This is a genomic window from Agromyces aureus, from assembly GCF_001660485.1.
Taxonomy (GTDB): domain Bacteria; phylum Actinomycetota; class Actinomycetes; order Actinomycetales; family Microbacteriaceae; genus Agromyces; species Agromyces aureus.
Window position 1 is genome coordinate 1 of record NZ_CP013979.1, and the last position, 23,728, is coordinate 23,728.

Below are 23,728 nucleotides of genomic sequence, written 5' to 3' on the forward strand. Positions count from 1 at the left end.
ATGATGACCGAACAGCCCATCACCGATACATGGGCGTCCGTCCTCGATCGACTCTCGGAGGACACGGCGATCACGCCGATGCTCCAGGGCTTCCTCAGCCTGGTCGAGCCGAAGGGCATCGCCGCCGGCACCTTCTACCTCGAGGTGCCGAACGACTTCACCGCCACCATGCTGAACCAGCGCATGCGCGTCTCGCTGCTCTCGGCCATGAGCGTGATCGAGGCCCCGACGCCGGTGACCTCGTTCTACGTGGTCGTCAATCCCGAGCTCGAAGAGGTCAGGGCACCCGAACCCGACCCCCTGTCCCCGATGGGGCTGACCGCGCTCGAGGGCCGCGTCGACCTTCCGGCCAGTCCGCAGTCGGTGTTCGAGAACACGAGCCCCGACCGCCCCGGCGATACCAGGCTCAATCCGAAGTACGCGTTCGAGAGCTTCGTCATCGGCCAGTCGAACCGGTTCGCGCACGCGGCCGCGGTCGCCGTGGCCGAGGCGCCGGCCAAGGCGTACAACCCGCTGTTCATCTACGGCGACTCCGGCCTCGGCAAGACGCACCTCCTGCACGCCATCGGCCACTACGCGATGAGCCTGTATCCGGGCATCCGGGTGCGGTACGTGAGTTCCGAGGAGTTCACCAACGACTTCATCAACTCGATCGCGAACAACCGCGGCTCGCTCTTCCAGCAGCGCTACCGCAGCATCGACATCCTCCTGATCGACGACATTCAGTTCCTGCAGGGCAAGGCGGAGACGCAGGAGGCGTTCTTCCACACCTTCAACACGCTGCACGACCACAACAAGCAGGTCGTGATCACGAGCGACGTGCCGCCGAAACTGCTGACGGGCTTCGAGGACCGCATGCGGAGCCGGTTCGAGTGGGGCCTGATCACCGATGTGCAGGCTCCCGACCTCGAGACGCGCATCGCGATCCTCCGCAAGAAGGCGCAGTCCGAACGGCTGCAGGTTCCCGACGAGATCCTCGAGTACATGGCCTCGAAGGTGTCGAGCAACATCCGCGAGCTCGAGGGCACCCTCATCCGCGTGACCGCGTTCGCGAGCCTGAACCGCACGCCGGTCGACATGCCCCTGGTGCAGACGGTGCTGAAGGACCTCATCACGGATGACGCCGACAACGTCGTCGCACCGGTCGACATCATCACGGCGACCGCCGACTACTTCAAGCTGACGGTCGACGACCTGTACGGCTCGAGCCGTTCGCAGGCCGTCGCGACCGCGCGTCAGATCGCGATGTACCTGTGCCGCGAGCTCACGAGCCTGTCGCTGCCGAAGATCGGCCAGCTCTTCGGCAATCGCGATCACACCACGGTCATGTATGCGAACAAGAAGATCTCCGAACTGATGAAGGAGCGGCGGTCGATCTACAACCAGGTCACCGAGCTCACCGCGCGCATCAAGCAGGTCAGTCGATACCGCTGATCGGATGCCGCGGCGCATCGCTTCCGCCTGCGCCGGCGGTGCTCGGCGACCCCGCGGAACCCGTTCGTCGAGCCGCCGAGGGGCCGGGACACGCCCGAAATGCGGGCGGCCGCGACATCCGGAAGCGAATCCACACCTGTGGACAGCTTGTGGATTGTTAACGAGCAACCGCCTGAACACTGTGAACCTTTCGCACAGCCCTGTGGAGAACTGCAGACGGCGTGCAGATATGGCCGGCGTCGGATCAGTGCGAATCCACACACCGTGCACAGATGCGATGGCCTCCGATCGGCACCGTTCCGGGCATCTCCGAACACCATCCACAGTTTCCACAACGGTTAACACCGTTAAGAGAACTGGTTAATCCCAGAGGGCTCCACAACATGTCCGGTCCGGGAGCGCTCGAGGCTCGCCTCGCTCGATTCGCTCGGCGTCGGGCTGCACCCTGCGGATAGCATGGGATCCACCCAGCACCTCCACGACGGGAGAACCGTGAAGTTCCAGGTCAATCGCGACGTCTTCAGCGAAGCCGTGTCGTTCGCCGTCAAGCTCCTGCCGCAGCGCACCACGCTTCCGATCCTGTCCGGCGTGCTCATCCAGGCCAACGAGACCGGGCTCGTGCTCTCCTCGTTCGACTACGAGGTCTCGTCGCAGACCGAGATCCAGGCCGACGTCGAGGAGCAGGGCACCGTGCTGGTCTCCGGCCGTCTGCTCGCCGAGATCGCCGGCCGGCTCCCGAACGCGCCCGTGCGCATCTCGACCGAGGAGTCGCGCATCCAGGTCAGCTGCGGATCGGCGAGCTTCACGTTGCTGTCGATGCCCGTGGAGGAGTACCCGTCGATCCCCGAGATCGGCGAGCAGTCCGGCGTCGTGCCGGCCGAGGAGTTCGCGGCCGCCGTCGCACAGGTCGCCGTCGCCGCGTCGCGCGACGACGTGACGCCGGTGATCACGGGTGTGCAGCTCGAGGTCCGCGAGAACAGCCTGGGTCTCGTCGCGACCGACCGCTATCGCGTCGCCGTTCGCGAGATCGACTGGGACGGCGGGGCCGTTGGTGGCACCGCTGCCGCAGAGGAGTCGGTGACCGCGCTGGTTCCGGCCAGGACCCTGCAGGAGGTCGGCAAGACGTTCGGCCACTCCGGCACGATCTCGGTGTCGATCACGAGTCGCGACGAGCGCGAACTGATCGCATTCAGCGCCGACCGCAAGACCGTCACGAGCCTGCTCATCAAGGGCAACTTCCCGCCCGTCCGACGGTTGTTCCCCGAGACGGTCGAGAACTACGCGGTCATGAACACGGCCGAGCTCATCGAGGCCACGCGACGCGTCTCGCTCGTGCTCGAGCGCGAAGCCGCGCTGCGCTTCACCTTCACCGCCGACGGGCTCACCCTCGAGGCCATCGGCAGCGAGCAGGCCCAGGCGCAAGAGAGCATCGACGCGATCCTCACGGGTGACGACACGGTCGTCTCGCTCAAGCCGCAGTTCCTGCTCGACGGGCTCGGCGCCGTGAACTCCGAGTTCGTGCGCATCTCGTTCACCAAGACCGAGAACCCGAACAAGCCCGGCCCCGTGCTCATCACCAGCCAGACCTCGCGCGAGCAGGCCGGAGCCGACACGTACCGCTACCTGCTGCAGCCGAACCTGCTCCTGCGCTGATTCGGGTGTCGGCCGCCGCCGATAGCGTAGGTCGCGTTCGAATCGAAGGGAGCTGACGTGCACGTCGTGCGGCTCTCGTTGACCGACTACCGCAACTACGCCAGGGCCGAACTCACGTTGGGCCCAGGCACGACCGTGTTCGTCGGCCGCAACGGTCAGGGCAAGACCAACCTCGTCGAGGCCATCGGCTACCTCGCGACCCTGGGCTCGCATCGCGTCTCGAACGATCAGGCGCTGATCAAGGCCGGGTCGGATGCCGCGATCGTGCGCGCTCTGCTCGCTCACGCCGAACGCGAGCTGCTCCTCGAACTCCAGCTGAACCGCAAGGGCGCGAACCGTGCGCAACTGAACCGGTCGCCGGTGAAGACCCGCGAGCTTGCGCGGTACGCGCACAGCGTGCTGTTCGCTCCCGAAGACCTGGCGATCGTGCGCGGCGAGCCCTCGGTGCGTCGTCGGCTGCTCGACGAACTGCTCGTGCAGCGCACCCCGCGGCTGGCCGGGGTCATGGCCGACTACGAGCGGGTGCTGCGTCAGCGCAACACGCTCCTGAAGAGCGCCAGGGCTCGCGGGCTCGCGGCCGACAAGCTCACGACCCTCGACATCTGGGACGAGCGCCTCGTGCACTTCGGCTCCGAGATCATCGACCGACGCGTCGCGCTCGTCGTCGAACTCGCCGGCCCGTTGGCCGAGGCATATGCCTCGATCGTCGACGCCGATCATGCGCCCGGCCTGCGTTCGATGCTCTCGATCGACGGCGCCGATCCCGATGCCGATGCGCCCGAGAGCGTCTCCGACACGACCGACTCGGTTCCGGATGCCGGTGGCGCGCCGGTCTCGGCCACCGCGCAGCGGTTCGCCGAAGCCCTTCGCACGCTGCGTTCGAAGGAGCTCGAGCGAGGAGTCACGCTCGTCGGACCGCATCGCGACGACGTGCTGCTCATGCTCAACGGTCTGCCCGCGAAGGGCTATGCGAGCCATGGCGAGTCGTGGTCGTTCGCACTCGCGCTGCGACTGGCGTCGGCGGAGCTGCTCCGTCGGGACTCGGCGACCGGCGATCCCGTGCTCGTGCTCGACGACGTCTTCGCCGAGCTCGACCGTGCGCGGCGCGAGCGCTTGGCGGCCGCCATCGGCGGCTACGAGCAGGTGCTCGTCACGGCGGCTGTGCTCGAAGATGTGCCAGAGCACCTGGTGGCTCGCGTCATCCGCATCGATCATGGAACCGTGCTCGACGACGACCCGGCCGATGCGATCGAGTCGGCCCCTGGCGCAGACGCTGCCGTGGGAGCAGATTCGGCCGCAGCACTCGACACCGAGGCAGGATCGGCCGATGGCTGAGCGCCCCGGCGAATCGGAGTCGCTCCGCGTCTACCAGCACTTCCGCGAGGTGTTCGGCGGCCAGGCCCGGACGGGCGGGGCACGAGTTCGACGCAAGGCGCGCGAACGATCGGGCAGCGAGCCGTTCACGCCGGGCCGCGACCCGAAGCCGCTCGGGGATGCCATCGACGGGTTGACCTCGCAGCTCGGTTGGAGCGCGCCGCTGTCGCAGCACGAGCTGCTCGCGTCGTGGTCCTCGCTCGTCGGCGACGAGATCGCGGCGCACTCCGAGCCGATCGGCATCGAGCACGGCGTGCTGCAGGTGCGGTGCGAGTCGACGGCGTGGGCGACGCAGTTGCGGATCCTGCGTGCAGACCTCGTCACCCGCATCCTCGACGGATACCCCGAAGCTGGCGTCGAGAGCATCCGCTTTCAGGGGCCGGACGCCCCCACCTGGAAAAGGGGCCCCAGATCGATTCCAGGGCGGGGCCCACGCGATACCTACGGCTGAGACGGCAAATTCGGTCGCCAGAGGTGAGTTCTCCCCTGAGAACGGCGCTTCCGGGCTGCTCCGGCGTCTCTGTTTGATAGGATCGAGAGTCGCCAGTACGACGGTTTGGAGCCCGATTCACCCATGACAGCGGAACCGACGAAGGCCGAGAGCGCGCCTGAATACGGCGCGGATGAGATCCAGGTTCTCGAGGGCCTCGAAGCGGTCCGCAAGCGGCCGGGAATGTACATCGGCTCGACCGGGCCGAGAGGCCTCCACCATCTCGTCTACGAGATCGTCGACAACTCCGTCGACGAGGCGCTTGCAGGCTATGCCGACACCATCGACGTCACGATCCTGCCCGACGGCGGGGTGCGTGTCATCGACAACGGTCGCGGCATCCCCGTGGGCATCCACAAGTCCGAGGGCAAGTCGACCGTCGAGGTCGTGCTCACGGTGCTGCACGCCGGTGGCAAGTTCGGCGGCGGCGGCTACGCCGTCTCGGGCGGCCTGCACGGTGTCGGCTCATCGGTCGTGAACGCGCTCTCGACCCGCCTCGACGTCGAGGTCAAGCGCGAAGGGCACGCGTGGCGCCAGTCGTACTCCGTCGGCGTTCCCGACGCGCCGCTCTCGCAAGACGAGGCGAGCGACGAGACCGGCACGACCATCACGTTCTGGCCGAGCACCGACATCTTCGAGACCGTCGAGTTCGACTACGAGACGCTCCGTACGCGATTCCAGCAGTACGCGTTCCTCAACAAGGGCCTGCGCATCACGCTCACCGACCTCCGGGCCGGGCACGACGAGGTCTCCCACGAAGACACGGCTGAGCACGAGGCGGATCCCGCGGCGCCGCGCACCGACACGTTCCTCTACGAGCGCGGCCTCGTCGACTACGTCGAGTACCTCAACCGTTCGAAGAAGAACGACGTCGTGAACGACGAGATCATCTCGTTCGAGTCCGAGGATCCCGATCGCAAGATCGCACTCGAGGTCGCCATGCAGTGGACCACCTCGTACTCCGAGTCGGTGCACACGTACGCGAACACCATCAACACGCACGAGGGCGGCACCCACGAAGAGGGCTTCCGCGCCGCGTTGACGACCCTCGTCAACCGGTACGCGCGCGAGAAGAACATCATCAAGGAGAAGGACGACAACCTCTCCGGCGACGACGTGCGCGAGGGCCTGACCGCGGTCATCTCGGTCAAGCTCGGCGAGCCGCAGTTCGAGGGCCAGACCAAGACCAAGCTCGGCAACACCGAGGCGAAGTCGTTCGTGCAGAAGGTCACGGGCGAGCAGCTCGGCGACTGGTTCGAGCGCAACCCCACGCAGGCCCGCGAGATCATCCGCAAGGCGATCCAGGCCGCGACCGCGCGACTCGCCGCCCGCAAGGCGCGCGAGGCCACCCGCCGCAAGGGGCTCCTCGAATCCGGCGGCATGCCCGGCAAGCTCAAGGACTGCTCCTCGAAGGATCCGTCGATCTCCGAGATCTTCATCGTCGAGGGCGACTCGGCCGGCGGCTCCGCCGTGCAGGGCCGCAATCCCGAGACCCAGGCCATCCTCCCGCTCCGCGGCAAGATCCTGAACGTCGAGAAGGCCAGGCTCGACCGCGCCCTCGCGAACGCCGAGGTCCAGGCCATGATCACGGCATTCGGTGCCGGCATCGGCGAGGACTTCAACACCGACAAGGCCAGGTACCACAAGATCGTGCTCATGGCCGACGCCGATGTCGACGGTCAGCACATCACGACCCTGCTGCTCACACTGCTCTTCCGATACATGCGGCCGCTCATCGAGTTCGGCTACGTGTACCTCGCACAGCCGCCGCTCTACCGCCTCAAGTGGACGAACGCCGAGCACGAGTACGTCTACTCCGACCGCGAGCGCGACGCGCTGCTCGTCGAGGGGCAGGCCAAGGGCTGGCGCATCCCGAAGGACAACGGCGTGCAGCGCTACAAGGGTCTCGGCGAGATGAACCACCAAGAGCTGTGGGAGACCACGATGAACCCCGAGACCCGCACGCTGCTACAGGTCACCATGGACGACGCGGCCGCCGCCGACGAGATCTTCTCGACCCTGATGGGCGAGGACGTCGAGAGCCGCCGAAACTTCATCCAGAAGAACGCGAAGGACGTGCGTTTCCTTGACATCTGATGTGATCGAGCCCGGCGCGGGCGGCGAAGAGACCCGCGCCGACGCAAGCAACGGCGGACACGGCATCCACGGGCGCATCGACCAGGTCGACCTGCAGCTCGAGATGCAGCGTTCGTATCTCGACTACGCCATGAGCGTCATCGTCGGGCGCGCGCTGCCCGACGTGCGCGACGGCCTGAAGCCCGTGCACCGCCGGGTGATCTACGCGATGTACGACGGTGGCTACCGCCCCGACAAGGCGTTCTCGAAGTGCGCCCGCGTGGTCGGCGACGTCATGGGCCAGTTCCACCCGCACGGCGACACCGCGATCTACGACGCGCTCGTGCGACTCGTGCAGCCGTGGAGCCTTCGCTACCCCCTCGCGCTCGGGCAGGGCAACTTCGGCTCGCCGGGCAACGACGGTGCCGCCGCACCTCGGTACACCGAGACGAAGATGGCTCCGCTCGCGCTCGAGATGGTGCGCGACATCGAGAAGGAGACCGTCGACTTCCAGGACAACTACGACGGTCGCACGCAGGAGCCGTCGATCCTGCCGGCTCGGTTCCCGAACCTGCTCGTCAACGGCTCGGTCGGCATCGCGGTCGGCATGGCGACGAACATCCCGCCACACAACCTGCGCGAAGTGGCATCCGGAGCCCAGTGGTACCTCGAGAACCCCGAGGCATCCCGCGAAGAGCTGCAAGAGGCGCTGATCCAGCGCATCAAGGGGCCCGACTTTCCGACCGGCGCCCAGATCCTCGGCGTCAAGGGCATCAACGACGCCTACCGCACGGGTCGCGGTTCGATCACCATGCGCGCCGTCGTCTCGGTCGAGGAGCTGCAGGGTCGCACCTGCCTCGTCGTGACCGAGCTGCCCTACCAGGTGAACCCCGACAACCTGGCGATCAAGATCGCCGACATGGTGAAAGACGGAAAGCTCGGCGGCATCGCCGACATCCGCGACGAGACCTCGGGCCGCACCGGCCAGCGCCTCGTGCTCGTGCTCAAGCGCGACGCCGTCGCCAAGGTGGTGCTGAACAACCTCTACAAGCACACCCCGCTGCAGGAGAACTTCGGCGCGAACATGCTCGCGATCGTCGACGGCGTGCCCCGCACCCTCTCGATCGACGGCTTCATCGCGCACTGGGTCGACCACCAGGTCGAGGTCATCGTGCGCCGCACGCAGTACCTGCTGCGCGAGGCCGAAGCGCGCATGCACATCCTCCGCGCCTACCTCAAGGCGCTCGATGCACTCGACGAGGTCATCGCCCTCATCCGCCGCTCGCCCACGGTCGAAGAGGCTCGCGACGGCCTCATCGACCTGCTCACCATCGACGAGCTGCAGGCTCGGGCCATCCTCGAACTCCAGCTGCGTCGCCTCGCAGCCCTCGAGCGCCAGAAGATCGTCGAAGAGGCCGAGAAGCTCGAGAACGAGATCGCCGACTACCGCGCGATCATCGCCTCGCCCGAGCGGCAGCGCACGATCATCTCCGAGGAGCTCGCAGAGATCGTCGACAAGTTCGGCGACGACCGACGCACGCAGATCATGCCCGGCTTCGACGGGGACATGTCGGTCGAAGACCTCATCCCCGAAGAGGAGATGGTCGTCACCGTCACGCGCGGCGGGTACGTCAAGCGCACGCGGAGCGACAACTACCGTTCGCAGCACCGCGGCGGCAAGGGCGTCAAGGGCGCGCAGCTCCGAGCAGATGATGTGGTCGAGCACTTCTTCGTCACCACGACGCACCACTGGCTGCTGTTCTTCACGAACATGGGCCGCGTCTACCGTGCGAAGACGTACGAACTGCAGGAGGGCGGCCGCGACGCGAAGGGCCAGCACCTCGCGAACCTCCTCGAGCTCCAGCCCGACGAGCAGGTCGCCGAGATCCTCGACATCCGCGACTACGCCGTGGCCCAGTACCTCGTGCTCGCCACGCGCGACGGCCTCGTGAAGAAGACGGAGCTCACCGCCTACGACACGAACCGCTCGCGCGGCGTCATCGCGATCAACCTCCGCGAGGGCGACGAGCTCGTGTCGGCCATGCTCGCCGACGAGCACGACGAGATCCTCCTCGTCTCCCGCAAGGGCATGTCGCTCCGGTTCGAGGCGACCGACGAGGCGCTTCGCCCCATGGGCCGTTCGACTTCGGGCGTCAAGGGCATGAGCTTCCGCGACGGAGACAGCCTGCTCGAGGCATCCGTCGTCGCCCACTCCGACCCCGACGCGCCGCTCGAGCCGACCGATTCGAGCACGGATGCCGCAGCGGACGTCGCCGGCCAGAAGCTCAGCCCGACCGACACCTACGTGTTCGTGGTCACCGAGGGCGGGTACGCGAAGAGCACCCGCATCGAGGAGTACCGCAAGCAGCAGCGCGGCGGACTGGGCATCAAGGTGGCCAAGTTGAACGACGATCGAGGCGATCTCGCGGGCGCGCTGATCGTCTCGCGCACCGACGAGGTCCTTGTGGTTCTTGCCAGTGGCAAGGTGGTACGCTCTGACGTCGCCGAGGTTCCCGCCAAGGGCAGGGACACGATGGGGGTCGTCTTCGCGAAGTTCGCCGAAGCCGACCGGATCATCGCGATCGCGAAGAATTCCGAACGGAATCTCGTGGAGGACGCCGCCGAAACCGACGCGGACGAGACCACGGGAGAGGAGTAACCGTCTATGAGTAGCGTTGCCGAGAAGCTCGCACGCAAGTCGAACCGCCGCCCCGCGGCCAAGCAGGTGCGCCTGCGGCTGGTCTACATCGACTTCTGGTCGGCCGTGAAGCTGTCGTTCCTGATCGCGGTCGCGTTGGCCGTCGTGAGCATCGTGGTCACGTTCCTCGTGCACACGGTGCTCAGCTCGACGGGCATCTTCGAGAACCTGAACTCCCTGGTTCAGGATGTCGCGGGCGCCGGCACCGACCTCACGGCCGTGCTCTCGCTTGGCAACGTGATGGGTTTCGCGATCGTGGCAGCGCTGCTGAACCTCGTCGTGACGACCGCGCTCGGCGCGATCCTCGCCGTGCTGTACAACCTGAGCGTCAAGATCACCGGCGGCATCCTCGTCGGGTTCACCAACAACTGACGCGGTCTTCGGCTCGATTCGGATATTCGACCACCTTCGGGTAGTGTTTTCCACGGCCGAAATTCGGGGATATAGCTCAGGCGGTTAGAGCGCTTCGCTGATAACGAAGAGGTCCGAGGTTCAAGTCCTCGTATCCCCACTCCATAACTCCATAGATCGGGTGCCATCGGCACCCGACCCAGGGGCCTTAGCTCAGTTGGTAGAGCGCCTGCTTTGCAAGCAGGATGTCAGGAGTTCGAATCTCCTAGGCTCCACAGTTTCCCGTCGCACGTCGATCTCGATCCGTGGGGCAACCATCTCGGTCGCACCGGATACAGTGTGCGGATGGACATCCGCATCGCCGCGTACGCCGTCATCATCCGCGACGACGAGATCCTGCTCTCCCACTGGAACGAGCACGGGCGGTCCGGGTGGACCCTTCCCGGTGGCGGCATCGAGGGCGACGAGCATCCGGCGATCGCCGTCGTGCGCGAGGTGCGCGAGGAGACCGGGCATGACGCGGCCGTCGACCGACTGCTCGGCATCGACACGATGATCGTCCCTGCTGCGAAGCGCCTCAAGGGTTCCGCGCCCCTCTACGCCATGCGGGTCGTCTACCGCGCTCACGTCACGGGCGGAACGCTGCGCAACGAGGTCGGCGGCTCGAGCGACGAGGCCAAGTGGTTCCGGCTCGACGAGCTGCCCTCGCTGAAGAAGGTCGGCCTCGTCGACGTCGCCTTGCAATTGAACGCCGACGAGCCGGCCGACGGCGTGCCGGCGCATGAATGGCCGCCGTCGCGCGAACTGCGGTGAGCACACTGCCGCCGACACGTCCCCGACAACGGATCGACGGATGATGCCGCCGCTCCGCTCTCGGCGAGGTGCCGTCGAGCTGGCGCAGGTGATGTGATCCGAGGCGCCCACCGTCTCGATGGATGGGCCGTGCACGGACCGGATCGGGTCGAGACCCGGATCCGATCCGTGCCGGGCGGTGATGTCGGTCGCGGCGTTCATCAGACGAGCGGGCTTCCGAGTGTCGCGAGTTGGCGCTGCAGGTCGCCCATGGCGCGCTGCGCCTCGAGCTCCGTCCGGCGTCGGAGCAGTACCGTCTCGGGGGAGCGGAGCGCCTCGCGGCGGTTGCTCCAGTCGAGCAGCGCCAGGCCGAGCCGGCGTGCGGTGCGCTCCTGCAGGCCGAGGGCCCGCGGTTGGTAGAGCGCTGCGCGTCCCGGAACGGGGCGAGCAGCGGTGAGTGACGTGGTGTTCACGGTGATTCCTTCATTGGAGGTGGTGCGAATCCGCGCGACGGGATGCCGGCGGGGGAGGAGGTGCGAGTGCGCGCTCGGGCGCACGCCAGGCGTCAACGCACGTCGGAGACGAGGCGGAGCACCTACCCGGGGGCGATCGCGCCGGAAGGCGACGAGCGTGGCTGATCGCAGGGCGTCGAGAGCGCTAGGAGCGGCGACCGGAGTCGCGACTCATGCGGGCTCACGCCTGATCAGGCGGAGTGACGATCACGCACGTCGTGCGCGAGGTCGGGGCGATTCAGCAGGCCGGAGGCACGAGGAGGAATCCCGTGCGCGGCTTCGTAAAGGTGACCTTCATCATGGGACTCAACTCCTCTCTCTGTTTCGGGGCGTGTTCGCCGAGACACGAACATACCGGCATGTTCACAGGAACCGCAAGCGCAGCGTGCGAATTCGTTCGAAGTTCAGTGCACGCACTGAATGAGGGGCGGAGAGGCGACCGTACCGGAGCGGACGTTTGCGGGCGCGCGAAAGGCCCCGCCGACCGGCGGGGCCTTTCGTGAGAACGTCGCTGCTAGAGCGCGGCGGACGAGGTGGGCGCGGAGCCGGGCTCGTCGTCGGCGACCCAGAGTTCGTCGTCGGCGCGGAACGTCTGCCAGACCGCATACGCGATACCGGCGGCGACCGCGATGCCGGCACCGATGGCGAGGTACCCGCCGAAACCGGGGCCGCTCTTCTGCTTCTTCGCGACTGCAGCTGCCGCTGCGGGCGAGATGCGCTGAACGGCACGACGCACGCGAGCGTCGTTGGCGATGTCGCCGATCGACAGCACGGAGCCGAGTGCGGATCCGAGCGCGCGCTCGACGCCGTCACCGGCGGTCGACGCGAAGTCCTTGGCCTGGCTCAGGCCCGGTCGCACGTAGTTCTCGTAGCCCGTGCGGACGCGTGGAACGACCTCTTCGTGGTGGAGCGCACTGATCTGGCGGCTCGCCTCACGTGCGACCGCGTTCGCGCGGTCGAGGACCTGCTGCTGGTCTCCCCATAGATCTTCGGCACTACTGCGGAGCCGCTTGAGTTCCTTCTGGCGCTTGCGTGACAGGCTCATCTGACCCTCCATCGATGTGCAGCGAATCACTCCATCTTGCCACCGAAACAGCTGGAAGCGGGGTGAGAGTCGCAAACGTGCATTCCCCTTGACGAATCCACGCGTGACAGAATAAGGGAATGCCGATTCACACTGCAGTCGCGACGCTCAACACCAGCCTCGGACCCATCAAGGTCGACCTCTACGGCCACCACGCTCCGAAGACCGTCAAGAACTTCGTCGGGCTCGCGACCGGCGAGATCGAGTGGACACACCCCGCAACCGGCCAGAAGAGCAACGACCCGCTGTACGACGGCGTCGTCTTCCACCGCATCATCCCCGGCTTCATGATCCAGGGCGGCGACCCGCTCGGACAGGGCATCGGCGGCCCGGGGTACCAGTTCGACGACGAGATCAACCCCGAGCTCGACTTCACCGAGCCGTACGTCCTCGCCATGGCCAATGCCGGCATCCAGGGCGGCCGCGGCACCAACGGCTCGCAGTTCTTCATCACGGTCGGCCCGACCACATGGCTGCAGGGCAAGCACAGCATCTTCGGCAAGGTGACGGATGCCGAGAGCCAGGCCATCGTCGACAAGCTCGCCTCCGTGCCGACCGATGGCCGTGACCGCCCGCTCGACGACGTCGTCATCGAGAGCGTCACCGTCGAGCAGGTCTGACGATCAGGTGACGGATGCCGGCGCGGATCGCGCGAACTTCTGCTACCGGCATCCAGACCGTCAGAGCTTCGTGCTCTGCCAGCGCTGCGGGCGCACGGTGTGCGGTGAATGCCAGACACCTGCGCCCGTCGGCGTGATCTGCCCCGAGTGCATGCGCGAGCAGCGCGCCTCGGCGCCGCGCACCAAGCCGGCGGTGGTCACCAGGTTCCGTTCGGCCGCTGATCGCGGCGCACCCGTGGTGACGTATGCCTTGATCGGCATCACCGCCCTCGTGTACCTGCTGCAGTGGATTCCGGGCCTCGGCGTGACGAACGCGCTGTTCTTCAGCCCGGTGTTCATGACCGAGGTCTTCCCCGAGCCGTGGCGTGCCCTGACATCGGTGTTCCTGCACTCGACGTCGCTGTTCTTCCACATCCTGCTGAACATGTACACGCTCTGGATCTTCGGGCGACTGCTCGAACCGATGCTCGGCCGCGGACGATTCCTCGCCCTGTACCTGATCAGCGGCCTGGCCGGCTCGATCGGCGTCGTGGTGTTCGCCGCACCCGGTTCGCAGGTTCTGGGCGCATCGGGCGCCATCTTCGGCCTCATGGGGGCGTTCGTCGTCATCCAGCGGCGGCTGGGCGGCAACATGACGCAGCTCTACATCCTGCTGGCCATCAACCTCGCGATCGGGTTCATCCCCGGTGCGAACATCTCTTGGCAGGCGCACCTCGGCGGCCTGATCGGCGGAGCGCTCGTGGGCCTCATCCTCCTCGAGACGAGGGCCCGTGCGCGCCTCGGCGTCCAGATCGGCCTGCTGATCGGACTGAGCGTGCTCCTGCTGGTGATCGGATGGCTTGTGGCGACGTGGAAGATCGGCGCCTTCTAGTTATCCACACCTCCCTCCACAACTGGGGAGAGAGTTACACCCGTGTAATTGCGGTGCGTTCCGGCCCGTGAGCCGGCTTGCGGGCGCACAAAACGGGCGGATGCCGCATCCGCCCGTTCCGGTCGTTCAGTGGAGCCGGCTCAGCCAGTGGAGCCGCTCAGCGCCAGCGCGTCGTCATCAGGAAGCCGACGAATGCGATGCCGAACCCGATGAGGATGTTCCACGAACCGAGGTCTGCGATGGGCAGCTTGCCCTGGCTCACGTAGAAGACGATGATCCAGGCGAGTCCGAGCAGCATGAAGCCGAACATGACGGGCTTGAACCAGACCGGGTTGGGCGCTTCTTCGCCGCTCGCCTGTTCCGCTCGCGCGGGCTTCGTTGATTTCGTACGTGCCATGCGGGCGATTCTATCCGAGGGAACGCACGACTCACAGCCACGCCTCCTCACGGCCGAATAGAATCGTCCTCATGTCCGAGTCGCCGCCCGAAGGCCGCCGTCGAGACCGGGGGCGCCGGAGCGCCGCGGCCGACGGCGCCAAGCCTCGGCCTCGGGTCAGCGTCGTCGGCGTCTTCGGCGAGTTGCTCCTCACCGCGGGCGCCTTGATCCTGCTGTTCCTCGGTTGGCAGCTGTGGTGGAACGACGCGATCATGGCGGGCCAGCAGTCCGCCGCGGCATCCTCCCAGAGCTCCGAGTGGATCGAGCAGGCGCGCGCCGCCCAGGGCGATCAGCCCGCCCCCGATCCAGCGTCCTACGGCGAACCGCTCGTCGGGCCGGCCGAGTATCCCAACGGCGAGGCCTTCGCCGTCATGTACGTGCCCAGGTTCGATACGCCCGACACCCACGACTCCGTGCGCCAGATCGCCGAGGGGTACGGGCTCGACGTGTTGAACAGCTTCGAGACCGGCGTCGGGCACTATCCCGGAACGCAGATGCCCGGGCAAGTCGGCAACTTCGCGATCGCGTCGCACCGCAGCGCCTATGGTGGCGGCATGCACGAGATCGAGCAGTTCCAGCTCGGCGACCCGATCTACATCCAGACGAAGGACGGCTGGTACACCTACCGGTTCCGCGACTTCGAGTACGTCACGCCCGCCACGGTCGACGTGCTGGCAGCGGTGCCGCACCACCCCGAGATCGCGCCGACCGATCGCATCATCACGCTGACCACGTGCAACCCGCTCTACTCGACGGCCGAGCGCCTCGTCGCGTACGGCGTGCTCGACTCGTGGCAGCCCGCATCCGCCGGTCCGCCGGCCGAGATCGCCGACATCGTCGCGAGCTGGGGGTCCTGAGTTGTACGGAGCACTGTGGCGGGTCCTGCCCGGACCCATCTGGCTGCGCGTCATCCTCCTGCTGCTGCTCATCGCGGCCGCGGTCTACGCCCTCTTCACGTGGGTGTTCCCCTGGGTCGACGGCATCGTCAACCCGATCGACGTCACGGTGGACCAATGACCCGAATCCTCGTCATCGACAACTACGACAGCTTCGTCTACACGCTGAACGGCTACCTGCAGGAGCTCGGCGCCGAGACCGAGGTGCTTCGCAACGACGCCTTCCCCGAATCCGAGGTGGCCGCGCGTCTCGCCGAGTACGACGCGGTGCTGCTCTCGCCGGGGCCCGGCAAGCCGTCGGATGCCGGCGTCTCCATCCCCTTCGTGCGCGCTGCGCTGGCGTCGGGCACCCCGCTGCTCGGGGTCTGCCTCGGGCACCAGGCGATCGCCGAGGCGTTCGGGGGTGTCGTGACGAACGCCGAAGAGCTCATGCACGGGAAGACCTCGAGCATCGCGCACGACGACAGCGACTTCTACGAGGGCGTTCCCCAGCCGTTCACGGCCACGCGGTACCACTCGCTCGCCGTCGTGGACGGCACGCTGCCCGACGAGCTCGCCGTGACCAGCCGAACGCAGGGCGGCGTGATCATGGGACTGCGCCACGTGGATGCGCCGATCTACGGTGTGCAGTTCCATCCCGAGTCGGTGCTCACCGAGGGCGGATACCGCATGCTCGGCAACTGGCTCGCCGTCGCGGGCCTGGCTGACGCACCGGCACTCGCCGCCGGACTCAACCCGCTGCTGCGCACCGTCGACTGAACGGCGCCGCCACCGCCGGCGATCCGGCGGCCGGGGCGACCTGCGCCGTCGGCGATGCAGTGCTGCGGCTCAGCCCGCGCAGTACGTGAGTTCGACCGAGGAGCGCTGAGGCACATCGCCGGGCGCCAGAGACTGGTACGTGACCGGCGAGCCCGGCTCGGCCTTGCAGCCCGGGTCGGGCTTGGGAACCGCCGTCAGCTGCAGGTTCTCGGCGGTGAGCAGCGACGAGGCCGCCTCGAGCGTCTGCTCGGTGAGGTCGGGCAGTGTCACCATGCCGTTCGAGATGCGGAAGTTGACGGTCGCGCCGGCCTCGACGGACGTGCCGGCCTCGGGGTCCGTGCCGAGCACCACATCGGCGGCCACGGTCGGTGAGGTCACTCGCGTCTCGGAGCCGGGAACGAGACCGGCCCCGGTGATCGTCGCCTTCGCTTGATCGAGGGCGGCGTTGCGCACGTCTGGAACCGCGACCGCCTCGCGCCCGGCCGAGACGTAGAGCGTGATCGGCGTGTTCGCGTCGACGATCTCGCCGGCCGCAGGGTCGGAGCGGATCACGTTGCCTGCCGCCACGTCGGCACTCGTCTCATCGATGCGGGAGGCGGAGAGGCCCAACTCCTGCAACTGCTCGACGGCGGCCTCGTAGGTGGTGTCGACGAAGGCGGGCACCTCGCGCGCGTTGGAGGGCACCTCGACCGTGGGCTGCAGGTTGAACGCCCAGTACATGACGGCGATCACGATGACGATCACGCCGATGATGCCTGACCAGATCCAGATCGCCGGAGGACGGCGCTGCGTGCGCGTCATCGTCTCGTCTTCGGTGAGCTGGCGCAGCGCCAGCTCGGAGGTCGAGAGCGAGCCGGTGGGGGCGCCGAACAGCATGGTCGACTCGTCGGGTCGCTGATGCACCGGAACACGACCGGATGCCGCGGTGTCGATGTCCGCACGGAACTCGGCCGCAGTCTGGTACCGGCCCTCGCGGGTCTTCACGAGCGCGTGGACGACGACGGCGTCGAGTGCGGGGGAGACCTTGGGGTTGATGACGCTCGGCTTGACCGGACGCTCGCTCACGTGCTGATAGGCGACCGCGACGGGCGTGTCGCCACGGAACGGCGGACGACCCGTCAGCATCTCGAAGAGCACCACACCGGTCGAGTACAGGTCGGTTCGGGCGTCGACGGTCTCGCCCTTCGCCTGCTCGGGCGAGAAGTACGACGCCGTGCCGAGGATGGCCGTCGTCTGGGCCACGGTGGTCGACGAGTCGGACACCGCCCGCGCGATGCCGAAGTCCATGACCTTCACCTGGCCGGTGGTCGTGATCATGATGTTTCCGGGCTTGATGTCGCGGTGCACGACGCCGGCACGGTGGGAGTACTCGAGTGCGGTGAGCACACCGTCGATCACGCGCACGGCGGCGGCCGGCTCGAGCGGGCCGTCGTGGATGATGTCCTTGAGCAGGCGACCTTCGACGAACTCCATGACGATGAACGGGAGCTGCACCTCGTGGCCCGAGGCATCCGTGACGGTCTCTTCGCCGGCGTCGAAGACGCGCACGATCGTCGGGTGCGCCATGCGCGCGGCGGACTGCGCCTCCTGGCGGAAGCGCATGCGGAACGCAGGGTCGGTCGCGAGCTGGGGCTTGAGGAGCTTGATCGCGACCTGGCGGCCGAGCCGGGTGTCCTGACCGACGTGGACGTCGGACATGCCGCCGCGACCGATGAGCTGACCGACGCGATAGCGCCCGGCGAGAATCTGTCCGTCGTCAGTCACGTGCCGTCGATCCCTCTCATGTGTCGCGATTGGTGGTGTGATGCGCGGCTGCCTCGGGTCGAGGCAGCCGCGCGATGATGATTCGGTGCCTAGCCGCCTGAGGTGTTCGTCGCGGGCGGGGCTCCGGCGATGGTCACGGTCGCCGCGGGCGAGGCATCCGAGCTCAGCGCTCCACAGAAGTAGAGGTAGCTGACCTGGATGGTCTCGCCTGCCTTGGCGTCGGCGTTCGCCGTGATCGTCACGTTCGTCGCGTCGGCGCCGAGCGGGGGAGCAGCCGCGGCCGGTCCTTCGACGTTCACCTGGTAGCCCGAGCGAGTCTGACCGGCGGGGCACTGCGCGGCCGACCAGGAGACCTGGATCGAGCCGCCGGCGGTGACCGTGGCCGGCGAGACCGTGGGTGCCGAGCCGGGCGCCGAGGGGGTCTCGGGTGCCGCGTAGAACGTGACCGTGACCTGGCTGCCGATCGGAACCGGTCCGGTCGGGTTCACCTCGTAGACGATGCCGGTGCCCGACGGATCTGCGGCGGGCTTGCCCTCGACGCCGTTCGCGACCATGCCGAGCTCGCCGAGCTTGGCGCGCGCGTCGTCGACCGAGAGGCCAACGAAATCGGCGGCGGTGATCTGCGCGGTGGTGGGCGCCGCCGAGGTCGGCGGGGCGGAGCTCGGCGGCGCGCTGCGCGAGGCACTCGCCGTCGTGCTCGCAGGGGTCTTCTCGCCGCCGCCGCCGCCGTTCACCGCGAGCGCGATGATCGTGCCGATCAGCACGATCGCCAGCACGGCGATCAGCACGATGAGCGGCCAGGTCCACGGGTTGCGCTTCTTCTCCTCGGTCGCCTCTTCGGCTTCCTCGGTGGCGACCGCACCTGCCCCAGCGGCGCCGAGCACCGTGGTGGCGGCCGTCGCGCCCTGCTGCGGCATGAGCATGGTCGCCGCGGTCGCGCCGCCGGCGAGGCCGAGCACCGCCGGCACGGCGACGGCGGCACCCTGAACGTCGCCTCGACGCAGCGCAGAGGCAGCTCGGGCCAGGTGCGCCGCGGTCGGGGGCCGCTCGGCGGGGTTCTTCGCGATGCACGCGTAGACGAGGTTGCGCACCGGCTCGGAGACCGTGACCGGAAGGTCGGGCGGCGTCTCGTTGATCTGCGCCATCGCGATCGCGACCTGCGACTCGCCCGTGAACGGGCGACGGCCGGCGAGGGCCTCGTAGGCGACGATGCCGAGCGAGTAGATGTCGGTCGTCGGCGAGGCCGGGTGACCGGAGGCCTGCTCGGGCGAGAGGTACTGCACGGTGCCCATGACCTGGCCGGTCGCCGTGAGCGGCACCTGGTCGGCGATGCGCGCGATGCCGAAGTCGGTGATCTTGACGCGACCGTCGGGTGTGATGAGCAGGTTGCCGGGCTTGATGTCGCGGTGCACGAGCCCCGCCGCGTGCGCGGCCTGCAGGGCGTTCGCCGTCTGCGCGACGATGTCGAGCACCTTGTCGGTCGAGAGCACGTGTTCCCGCTCGAGGATCGTCGACAGCGCCTCGCCGGGCACGAGTTCCATGACGAGGTAGGCGCTGCCCTCCTCTTCGCCGTAGTCGAAGACATTGGCGATGCCCTCGTGGTTGACGAGCGCGGCGTGGCGGGCCTCGGCGCGGAAGCGCTCCAGGAAGCCCGGGTCGCCGAGGTACTCGTCTTTCAAGATCTTGATCGCGACCTGTCGGCCGATGACGAGGTCGGTGGCTTGCCACACCTCGCCCATCCCGCCGATCGCGATGCGGGATTGCAGTTCGTAGCGCCCCCCGAAGGTGAGCCCTGCGCTCGGTCTCATTTGTTCAGCACCGCCTCTAGTACCTGCTTTGCGATGGGTGCGGCGATGAGATTGCCGTACCCCTCCTGACCAAGTCCCCCGCCATCCTCCACGAGTACCGTGATCGCATACTGAGGGTTGTCTGCGGGGGCAAAACCGGTGAACCACAAGGTGTAAGGGTCATCCTCGCCGTTCTCCGCTGTACCCGTCTTACCGGCCACGCTGACGCCGTCTATTCTTGCATTACTCGCGGCCCCGGATTCGACGCCGTTCACCATCATCTGGGTCATGGTCTTGGCGGTATCCTCACTGATCGCGCGGCCGAATTCGGAGCCCTCGAACTCCTGCAGCGGGGTGAAGTCGGGTGCGGTGATCTGGTCGACCAGGTTCGGGTTCATCACGATGCCGCCGTTGGCGATGGTCGCCGAGACGACGGCCATCTGCAGCGGGGTCGCCCGGACGGTGTACTGGCCGAATGCGCTGAGTGCGGTCTGCGGCTCGTCGAGGCCGCGGGGGTAGACGCTCGCCTCGGTCGTGGTGGGGATCTCGAACTCGTGGTTGAATCCGAACTTCTCGGCCTGCTCTCGGATGGCGTCGTCGCCGAGCTCCATGCCGAGTTCGGCGAACGGGATGTTGCACGAGAGGCGCAGGGCGTCGGCGAGGGTGACGGTTGCACCGCCGCCGCAGGTTCCGCCGCCGGAGTTGATCACGACCGAGTCGGTGCCGGGGAGCGTGAGCGTGCCGGGGTTCGGGAACGTGCTCTCGGGCGTGTAGCGGCCCGACTCGAGCGCGGCGGCCGTCACGACCAGCTTGAAGACCGACCCGGGCGGGTTCATGTCGCCGCCGATCGCCCGGTTGATGAGCGGCTCGCTCGGGTCGGCGAGGAGCCCCTCGTAGGTGGCCTCGACCGCGGCGCCGTCGTGCACGACCATCGAGTTCGGGTCGAAGGTGGGCTTGGTGACCATGGCGAGGATGCGCCCGGTCGCCGGTTCGGTGACCACGACCGAGCCCTGGTAGTCGCCGAGGGCGTCCCAGGCGGCCTGCTGGGCCACGGGGTCGATCGCGATGTCCACGGACGCGCCCATCGGGTCCTGGCCGGAGATGAGCCGGTTGATCTTGTCGAAGAACTGGCTCGAGTCCTGCCCGCTGAGGTACTCGTTGAGCGAACTCTCGAGGCCGGTGGCCTCGCCGTTCACCGGGATGTAGCCCGTGATGCCCGCGTACAGCGGTCCGTTCGGGTAGACGCGGAGGAACTTGTAATCATCGTCGGAGGGCTGCGAGAACGCGACCGGCGTGCCGTCGACGAGGATGGGACCGCGCTCGACCGAGAAGCTCGCGTACAGCGTGCGGGCGTTGCGAGGGTCTGCCGCGAGGTCGCCCGCCGCGAAGTACTGGATGACGGTCGTCGAGACGAACAGCGCCACGAACATCAGCAGCGAGAAGATGCTGACGCGTTTGAGTTCGCGATTCATCCGTCGATCACCAGCCTCGGATGGTTGCGGACCGTGTCGGAGAGCCGCAGCAGCAGCGCGATGATGATCCAGTTGGCCACGAGCGAGGATCCGCCCGCGGCGAGGAAGGGCGTCGTCAGGCCCGTGAGCGGGATCACGCGGGTGACGCCGCCGACGACGATGAACACCTGCAGCGCGATGACGAACGCGAGGCCGACGCCGAGCAGCTTGCCGAAGTCGTCCTGGCCGGCGAAGCCGATGCGGAATCCGCGGGCGACGAGCAGCACGTAGAGGGCGAGGATCGCGAACAGGCCGGCGAGGCCGAGCTCCTCGCCGAGGCTGGCGATGATGTAGTCGCTCTGGGGCACCGGGGTGAGCTCGGGGCTGCCCTGGCCCCATCCGGTGCCGATCAGGCCGCCGTTCGCCAGGCCGAAGAGGCCCTGCACGAGCTGGTAGCTGCCGCCCGGGTCGGCGTTGTACCTCGCGTCGCTCAGCGGGTCGAGCCAGTTCTGGAAGCGGTTGTTCACGTAGTCGAGCGTCTGGGCGGCGATGAGCGCGCCCGCGAGGAAGAGCGAGAGCCCGAGGACGACCCAGGAGAGCCGGCTGGTCGCGACGTAGAGCATCACGAGGAACAGCCCGAAGTAGAGCAGCGCCGTACCGAGGTCGCGCTGGAACACGATGACGCTCATCGACAGCGCCCACACGATGAGCAGCGGGCCGAGGTCGCGCGCCCGGGGGAACCGCATGCCGAGGAACTGCTTGCCCACCATCGACAGCGAGTCCCGGTTGCGCACGAGGTAGCCGGCGAAGAAGACCGCGAGGGCGATCTTCGCGATCTCACCGGGCTGGAAGGTCGCGATGTCGCCGATGCCGATCCAGACCCGGGCGCCGCCGCGGTTCTGGCCGAGGCCGGGCACGAGGGGCAGCATGAGCAGGATGATCGCCACGAAGCCGGCGACGTACGTGTACCGGAACAGCACCCGGTGGTTGCGGATGACCAGGATCGTCGCGATGGCGCAGATGATCGCGATCGCGCTCCAGACGATCTGGCGGACGGCCGCGCTCTCCCACCCGGAGTCGCCGTCGGCGATGTCGATCCGGTAGATCATCGCGATGCCGAGGCCGTTGAGCACGGTCGCGATGGGCAGCAGGAACGGGTCGGCGTCGCGCGCCACGAAGCGCATCGCGATGTGCAGGCCGAACACGAGCACCGAGAGTCCGGCGCCGAGCAGCACGAGCTGGGTGTCGATGCGGCCGAGCGCGCCGAGCTGCACGAGCATGATCGAGCCCGCATTGATGAGGCAGGCCACGAGCAGCAGCCAGAGCTCGAGGTTGCGCAGTCGCTGCGGCATCCTGATGCGTCGGATGCCGGTCGGCGGCGTGTTCGCGGGCGGCTTCGCCGGGGAGGCCTGCCCCGCCGGCGCCTGGCCGACCAGACCGTCGAAGTCACTCAAGAGACTCCTCCAATCGGGACACGATCTTCGTCGCGTCGGTCAGCGAGCCCGCGGTGATGGTCTTCTCGACGCGCTGCTGGTCGTACGGTCGGAGTTCGGAGACGTCGACGGCGGTCTCGCGGTAGAGCTCGTTCATCGAGATGGGTCCGATGTCCTGTTGGATGCCCTGGAAAATCGCGACGCGGCCGTTGGACTCGCCCACGTAGAAGCGGGTCTGGGTCCACTGGTAGCCCAGCACGACGACCACGACGATCGCCGCGATGAGCGCGAAGATCCAAAAGCCCCACACCCAGCGCCGACGGCGACGGCGACGGGCGTCCTCTTCGAGGATCTCGTCGAAGAAGTCCTCGGAGTCCGGTTCGAAGTGCGTCTCCTGCACCGGGTGCGGGCGGAAGGCCGGGAGGCGGATGGCGCGGGCGCGCATCGGCTCGGCCGGCGCTCCGAAGGCGAGCGGCGCGGCGGCGGAGCCGACCACGAGCGGCGGGGTCGCGGGTGCGGGCGGGTCGCCGATGTCGACGATCACCACGGTGACGTTGTCGGGGGCGCCGCCGTCGAGCGAGGCCTTCACGAGCCGATCGGCGACCTGCTTCGCGCCGGCGTCGGCCGCGAGCTGCTCCTGGAGTTCGTCGAACGAGACGACGCCGGAGAGGCCGTCGGAGCAGATCAGCCAACGGTCGCCAGGGCGGGTGTCGAGCACCATCGAGTCGATCTCGGGGGAGGCCTCGACGTCGCCGAGCACGCGCATGAGCACCGAGCGGCGCGGGTGCACCATCGCCTCCTCGGCGGTGATGCGTCCGGCGTCGACGAGCCGCTGCACGAACGTGTGGTCGATCGAGATCTGACTGAGCTCGCCGGACCGCAGCAGGTAGATGCGCGAGTCGCCGATGTGCGCGATGACCATGCGGTCCTCGTGCAGGAGCATGGCCGACGCGGTCGTGCCCATGCCGGTGAGCTCGGAGTGGCCGGCCACGGTCTCGGCGAGCCGGCGGTTCGCCGAGATCAGTGCACCCTCGAGCGCCGCGGCGGCCTCGGGGGCGGACTGGTAGTCGGCGTCGGCCTCGGCGACGCGCTGGGTGACGATCGCACTCGCGACGTCACCGCCGGCGTGCCCGCCCATGCCGTCGGCCACGAGGAACAACCGGCGCCCGGAGTACCCGGAGTCCTGGTTGTTCGCGCGGATGCGCCCGACATGCGAGACGGCGGCGCTCGCCTTGATCGAGGCCATG

The 23,728-nt window shown here is 67.8% G+C and carries 22 protein-coding genes and 2 tRNA genes; 15 read left to right on the forward strand and 9 right to left on the reverse strand.

The features are described 5' to 3' along the window. The first annotated feature begins 78 nt into the window (after window positions 1–78). The 10 genes from dnaA to ATC03_RS00050 all read left to right on the forward strand — a co-directional run bounded on the left by dnaA (window position 79) and on the right by ATC03_RS00050 (window position 10,889). Window positions 79–1,434: a chromosomal replication initiator protein DnaA gene (dnaA, locus tag ATC03_RS00005; protein ID WP_418118932.1), complete on the forward strand. Its 1,356-nt coding sequence runs from the start codon at window positions 79–81 to the stop codon at window positions 1,432–1,434. Window positions 1,435–1,926: 492 nt separating this feature from the next. Then, the gene (gene dnaN / locus ATC03_RS00010; RefSeq protein ID WP_067880968.1) at window positions 1,927–3,087 is read left to right on the forward strand and encodes a DNA polymerase III subunit beta; all 1,161 of its coding nucleotides are present in this window, start codon (window positions 1,927–1,929) and stop codon (window positions 3,085–3,087) included. Between the two features lie 57 nt (window positions 3,088–3,144). Continuing rightward, a complete protein-coding gene (gene recF / locus ATC03_RS00015; RefSeq protein WP_067871556.1) occupies window positions 3,145–4,422 on the forward strand; it encodes a DNA replication/repair protein RecF in 1,278 nt (425 codons plus the stop codon). Beyond that, entirely contained in the window at window positions 4,415–4,912 is a 498-nt protein-coding gene (locus ATC03_RS00020) for a DciA family protein (protein WP_067871560.1), read from the forward strand. Before recF ends, ATC03_RS00020 begins: the two co-directional genes overlap by 8 nt. A 123-nt stretch (window positions 4,913–5,035) precedes the next feature. Continuing rightward, on the forward strand, window positions 5,036–7,048 hold the full coding sequence (gene gyrB / locus ATC03_RS00025) for a DNA topoisomerase (ATP-hydrolyzing) subunit B (protein WP_067871563.1): 2,013 nt from the start codon (window positions 5,036–5,038) through the stop codon (window positions 7,046–7,048). A gap of 103 nt (window positions 7,049–7,151) precedes the next feature. After that, complete coding sequence (gyrA, locus tag ATC03_RS00030) at window positions 7,152–9,686, forward strand: DNA gyrase subunit A (RefSeq protein WP_418118934.1); 2,535 nt, start codon at window positions 7,152–7,154, stop codon at window positions 9,684–9,686. A gap of 6 nt (window positions 9,687–9,692) precedes the next feature. Next, the gene (locus ATC03_RS00035) at window positions 9,693–10,097 is read left to right on the forward strand and encodes a DUF3566 domain-containing protein (RefSeq protein WP_055854086.1); all 405 of its coding nucleotides are present in this window, start codon (window positions 9,693–9,695) and stop codon (window positions 10,095–10,097) included. Between the two features lie 65 nt (window positions 10,098–10,162). After that, window positions 10,163–10,236 (forward strand) — tRNA-Ile (locus tag ATC03_RS00040). 42 nt (window positions 10,237–10,278) lie between these two features. Continuing rightward, window positions 10,279–10,351: transfer RNA gene (locus tag ATC03_RS00045), tRNA-Ala, on the forward strand. A gap of 70 nt (window positions 10,352–10,421) precedes the next feature. Next, a complete protein-coding gene (locus ATC03_RS00050) occupies window positions 10,422–10,889 on the forward strand; it encodes an NUDIX hydrolase (RefSeq protein WP_067871566.1) in 468 nt (155 codons plus the stop codon). Window positions 10,890–11,089: 200 nt separating this feature from the next. Here ATC03_RS00050 and ATC03_RS00055 read toward each other — a convergent pair whose 3' ends face one another. Continuing rightward, complete coding sequence (locus tag ATC03_RS00055; RefSeq protein WP_067871569.1) at window positions 11,090–11,341, reverse strand: hypothetical protein; 252 nt, start codon at window positions 11,339–11,341, stop codon at window positions 11,090–11,092. Between the two features lie 553 nt (window positions 11,342–11,894). After that, window positions 11,895–12,425, reverse strand: a complete 531-nt coding sequence (locus ATC03_RS00060) for a hypothetical protein (protein WP_067871572.1) — start codon at window positions 12,423–12,425, stop codon at window positions 11,895–11,897. Between the two features lie 119 nt (window positions 12,426–12,544). Between ATC03_RS00060 and ATC03_RS00065 the strand changes: the two genes are divergently transcribed. Beyond that, a complete protein-coding gene (locus ATC03_RS00065; RefSeq protein ID WP_067871574.1) occupies window positions 12,545–13,084 on the forward strand; it encodes a peptidylprolyl isomerase in 540 nt (179 codons plus the stop codon). A gap of 60 nt (window positions 13,085–13,144) precedes the next feature. Here the strand turns inward: ATC03_RS00065 and ATC03_RS21205 are convergent, their stop codons facing one another. Then, entirely contained in the window at window positions 13,145–13,285 is a 141-nt protein-coding gene (locus tag ATC03_RS21205; RefSeq protein ID WP_335622252.1) for a hypothetical protein, read from the reverse strand. 37 nt (window positions 13,286–13,322) lie between these two features. On the opposite strand from ATC03_RS21205, the gene ATC03_RS00070 reads away from it, so the two are divergent. Then, window positions 13,323–13,955: a rhomboid family intramembrane serine protease gene (locus tag ATC03_RS00070; protein ID WP_335622253.1), complete on the forward strand. Its 633-nt coding sequence runs from the start codon at window positions 13,323–13,325 to the stop codon at window positions 13,953–13,955. 157 nt (window positions 13,956–14,112) lie between these two features. Here the strand turns inward: ATC03_RS00070 and ATC03_RS00075 are convergent, their stop codons facing one another. Further along, the gene (locus ATC03_RS00075) at window positions 14,113–14,352 is read right to left on the reverse strand and encodes a cell division protein CrgA (protein ID WP_067871581.1); all 240 of its coding nucleotides are present in this window, start codon (window positions 14,350–14,352) and stop codon (window positions 14,113–14,115) included. A 71-nt stretch (window positions 14,353–14,423) separates the two neighbouring features. Here ATC03_RS00075 and ATC03_RS00080 point away from each other — a divergent pair, with 71 nt between their 5' ends. Genes ATC03_RS00080 through ATC03_RS00085 form a run of 3 tightly spaced genes read left to right on the forward strand, consistent with a single transcriptional unit; the run spans window position 14,424 to window position 16,046 of the window. Beyond that, window positions 14,424–15,248 carry a class E sortase gene (locus ATC03_RS00080; RefSeq protein WP_084003112.1) on the forward strand — a complete coding sequence of 275 codons (825 nt, stop codon included), beginning with the start codon at window positions 14,424–14,426 and terminating at the stop codon, window positions 15,246–15,248. A gap of 1 nt (window position 15,249) precedes the next feature. After that, on the forward strand, window positions 15,250–15,408 hold the full coding sequence (locus ATC03_RS20700) for a hypothetical protein (RefSeq protein WP_169829213.1): 159 nt from the start codon (window positions 15,250–15,252) through the stop codon (window positions 15,406–15,408). Next, the gene (locus tag ATC03_RS00085) at window positions 15,405–16,046 is read left to right on the forward strand and encodes an anthranilate synthase component II (RefSeq protein ID WP_067871584.1); all 642 of its coding nucleotides are present in this window, start codon (window positions 15,405–15,407) and stop codon (window positions 16,044–16,046) included. Before ATC03_RS20700 ends, ATC03_RS00085 begins: the two co-directional genes overlap by 4 nt. 69 nt (window positions 16,047–16,115) lie before the next feature. Here ATC03_RS00085 and pknB read toward each other — a convergent pair whose 3' ends face one another. The 5 genes from pknB to ATC03_RS00110 form a co-directional block, all read right to left on the reverse strand. Next, window positions 16,116–17,810, reverse strand: a complete 1,695-nt coding sequence (gene pknB, locus ATC03_RS00090; protein ID WP_067871587.1) for a Stk1 family PASTA domain-containing Ser/Thr kinase — start codon at window positions 17,808–17,810, stop codon at window positions 16,116–16,118. 89 nt (window positions 17,811–17,899) lie between these two features. Then, the gene (locus ATC03_RS00095) at window positions 17,900–19,618 is read right to left on the reverse strand and encodes a protein kinase domain-containing protein (protein ID WP_067871590.1); all 1,719 of its coding nucleotides are present in this window, start codon (window positions 19,616–19,618) and stop codon (window positions 17,900–17,902) included. Further along, window positions 19,615–21,069 carry a peptidoglycan D,D-transpeptidase FtsI family protein gene (locus tag ATC03_RS00100; protein WP_067871593.1) on the reverse strand — a complete coding sequence of 485 codons (1,455 nt, stop codon included), beginning with the start codon at window positions 21,067–21,069 and terminating at the stop codon, window positions 19,615–19,617. The genes ATC03_RS00095 and ATC03_RS00100 overlap by 4 nt, the downstream gene beginning before the upstream one ends. Further along, window positions 21,066–22,400 (reverse strand): FtsW/RodA/SpoVE family cell cycle protein, encoded by a 1,335-nt coding sequence (locus ATC03_RS00105; RefSeq protein ID WP_084003650.1) that lies wholly within the window; start codon window positions 22,398–22,400, stop codon window positions 21,066–21,068. Before ATC03_RS00105 ends, ATC03_RS00100 begins: the two co-directional genes overlap by 4 nt. A 94-nt stretch (window positions 22,401–22,494) precedes the next feature. Further along, window positions 22,495–23,727 carry a PP2C family protein-serine/threonine phosphatase gene (locus tag ATC03_RS00110; RefSeq protein ID WP_067871596.1) on the reverse strand — a complete coding sequence of 411 codons (1,233 nt, stop codon included), beginning with the start codon at window positions 23,725–23,727 and terminating at the stop codon, window positions 22,495–22,497. Between the last annotated feature and the right edge of the window lies 1 nt (window position 23,728).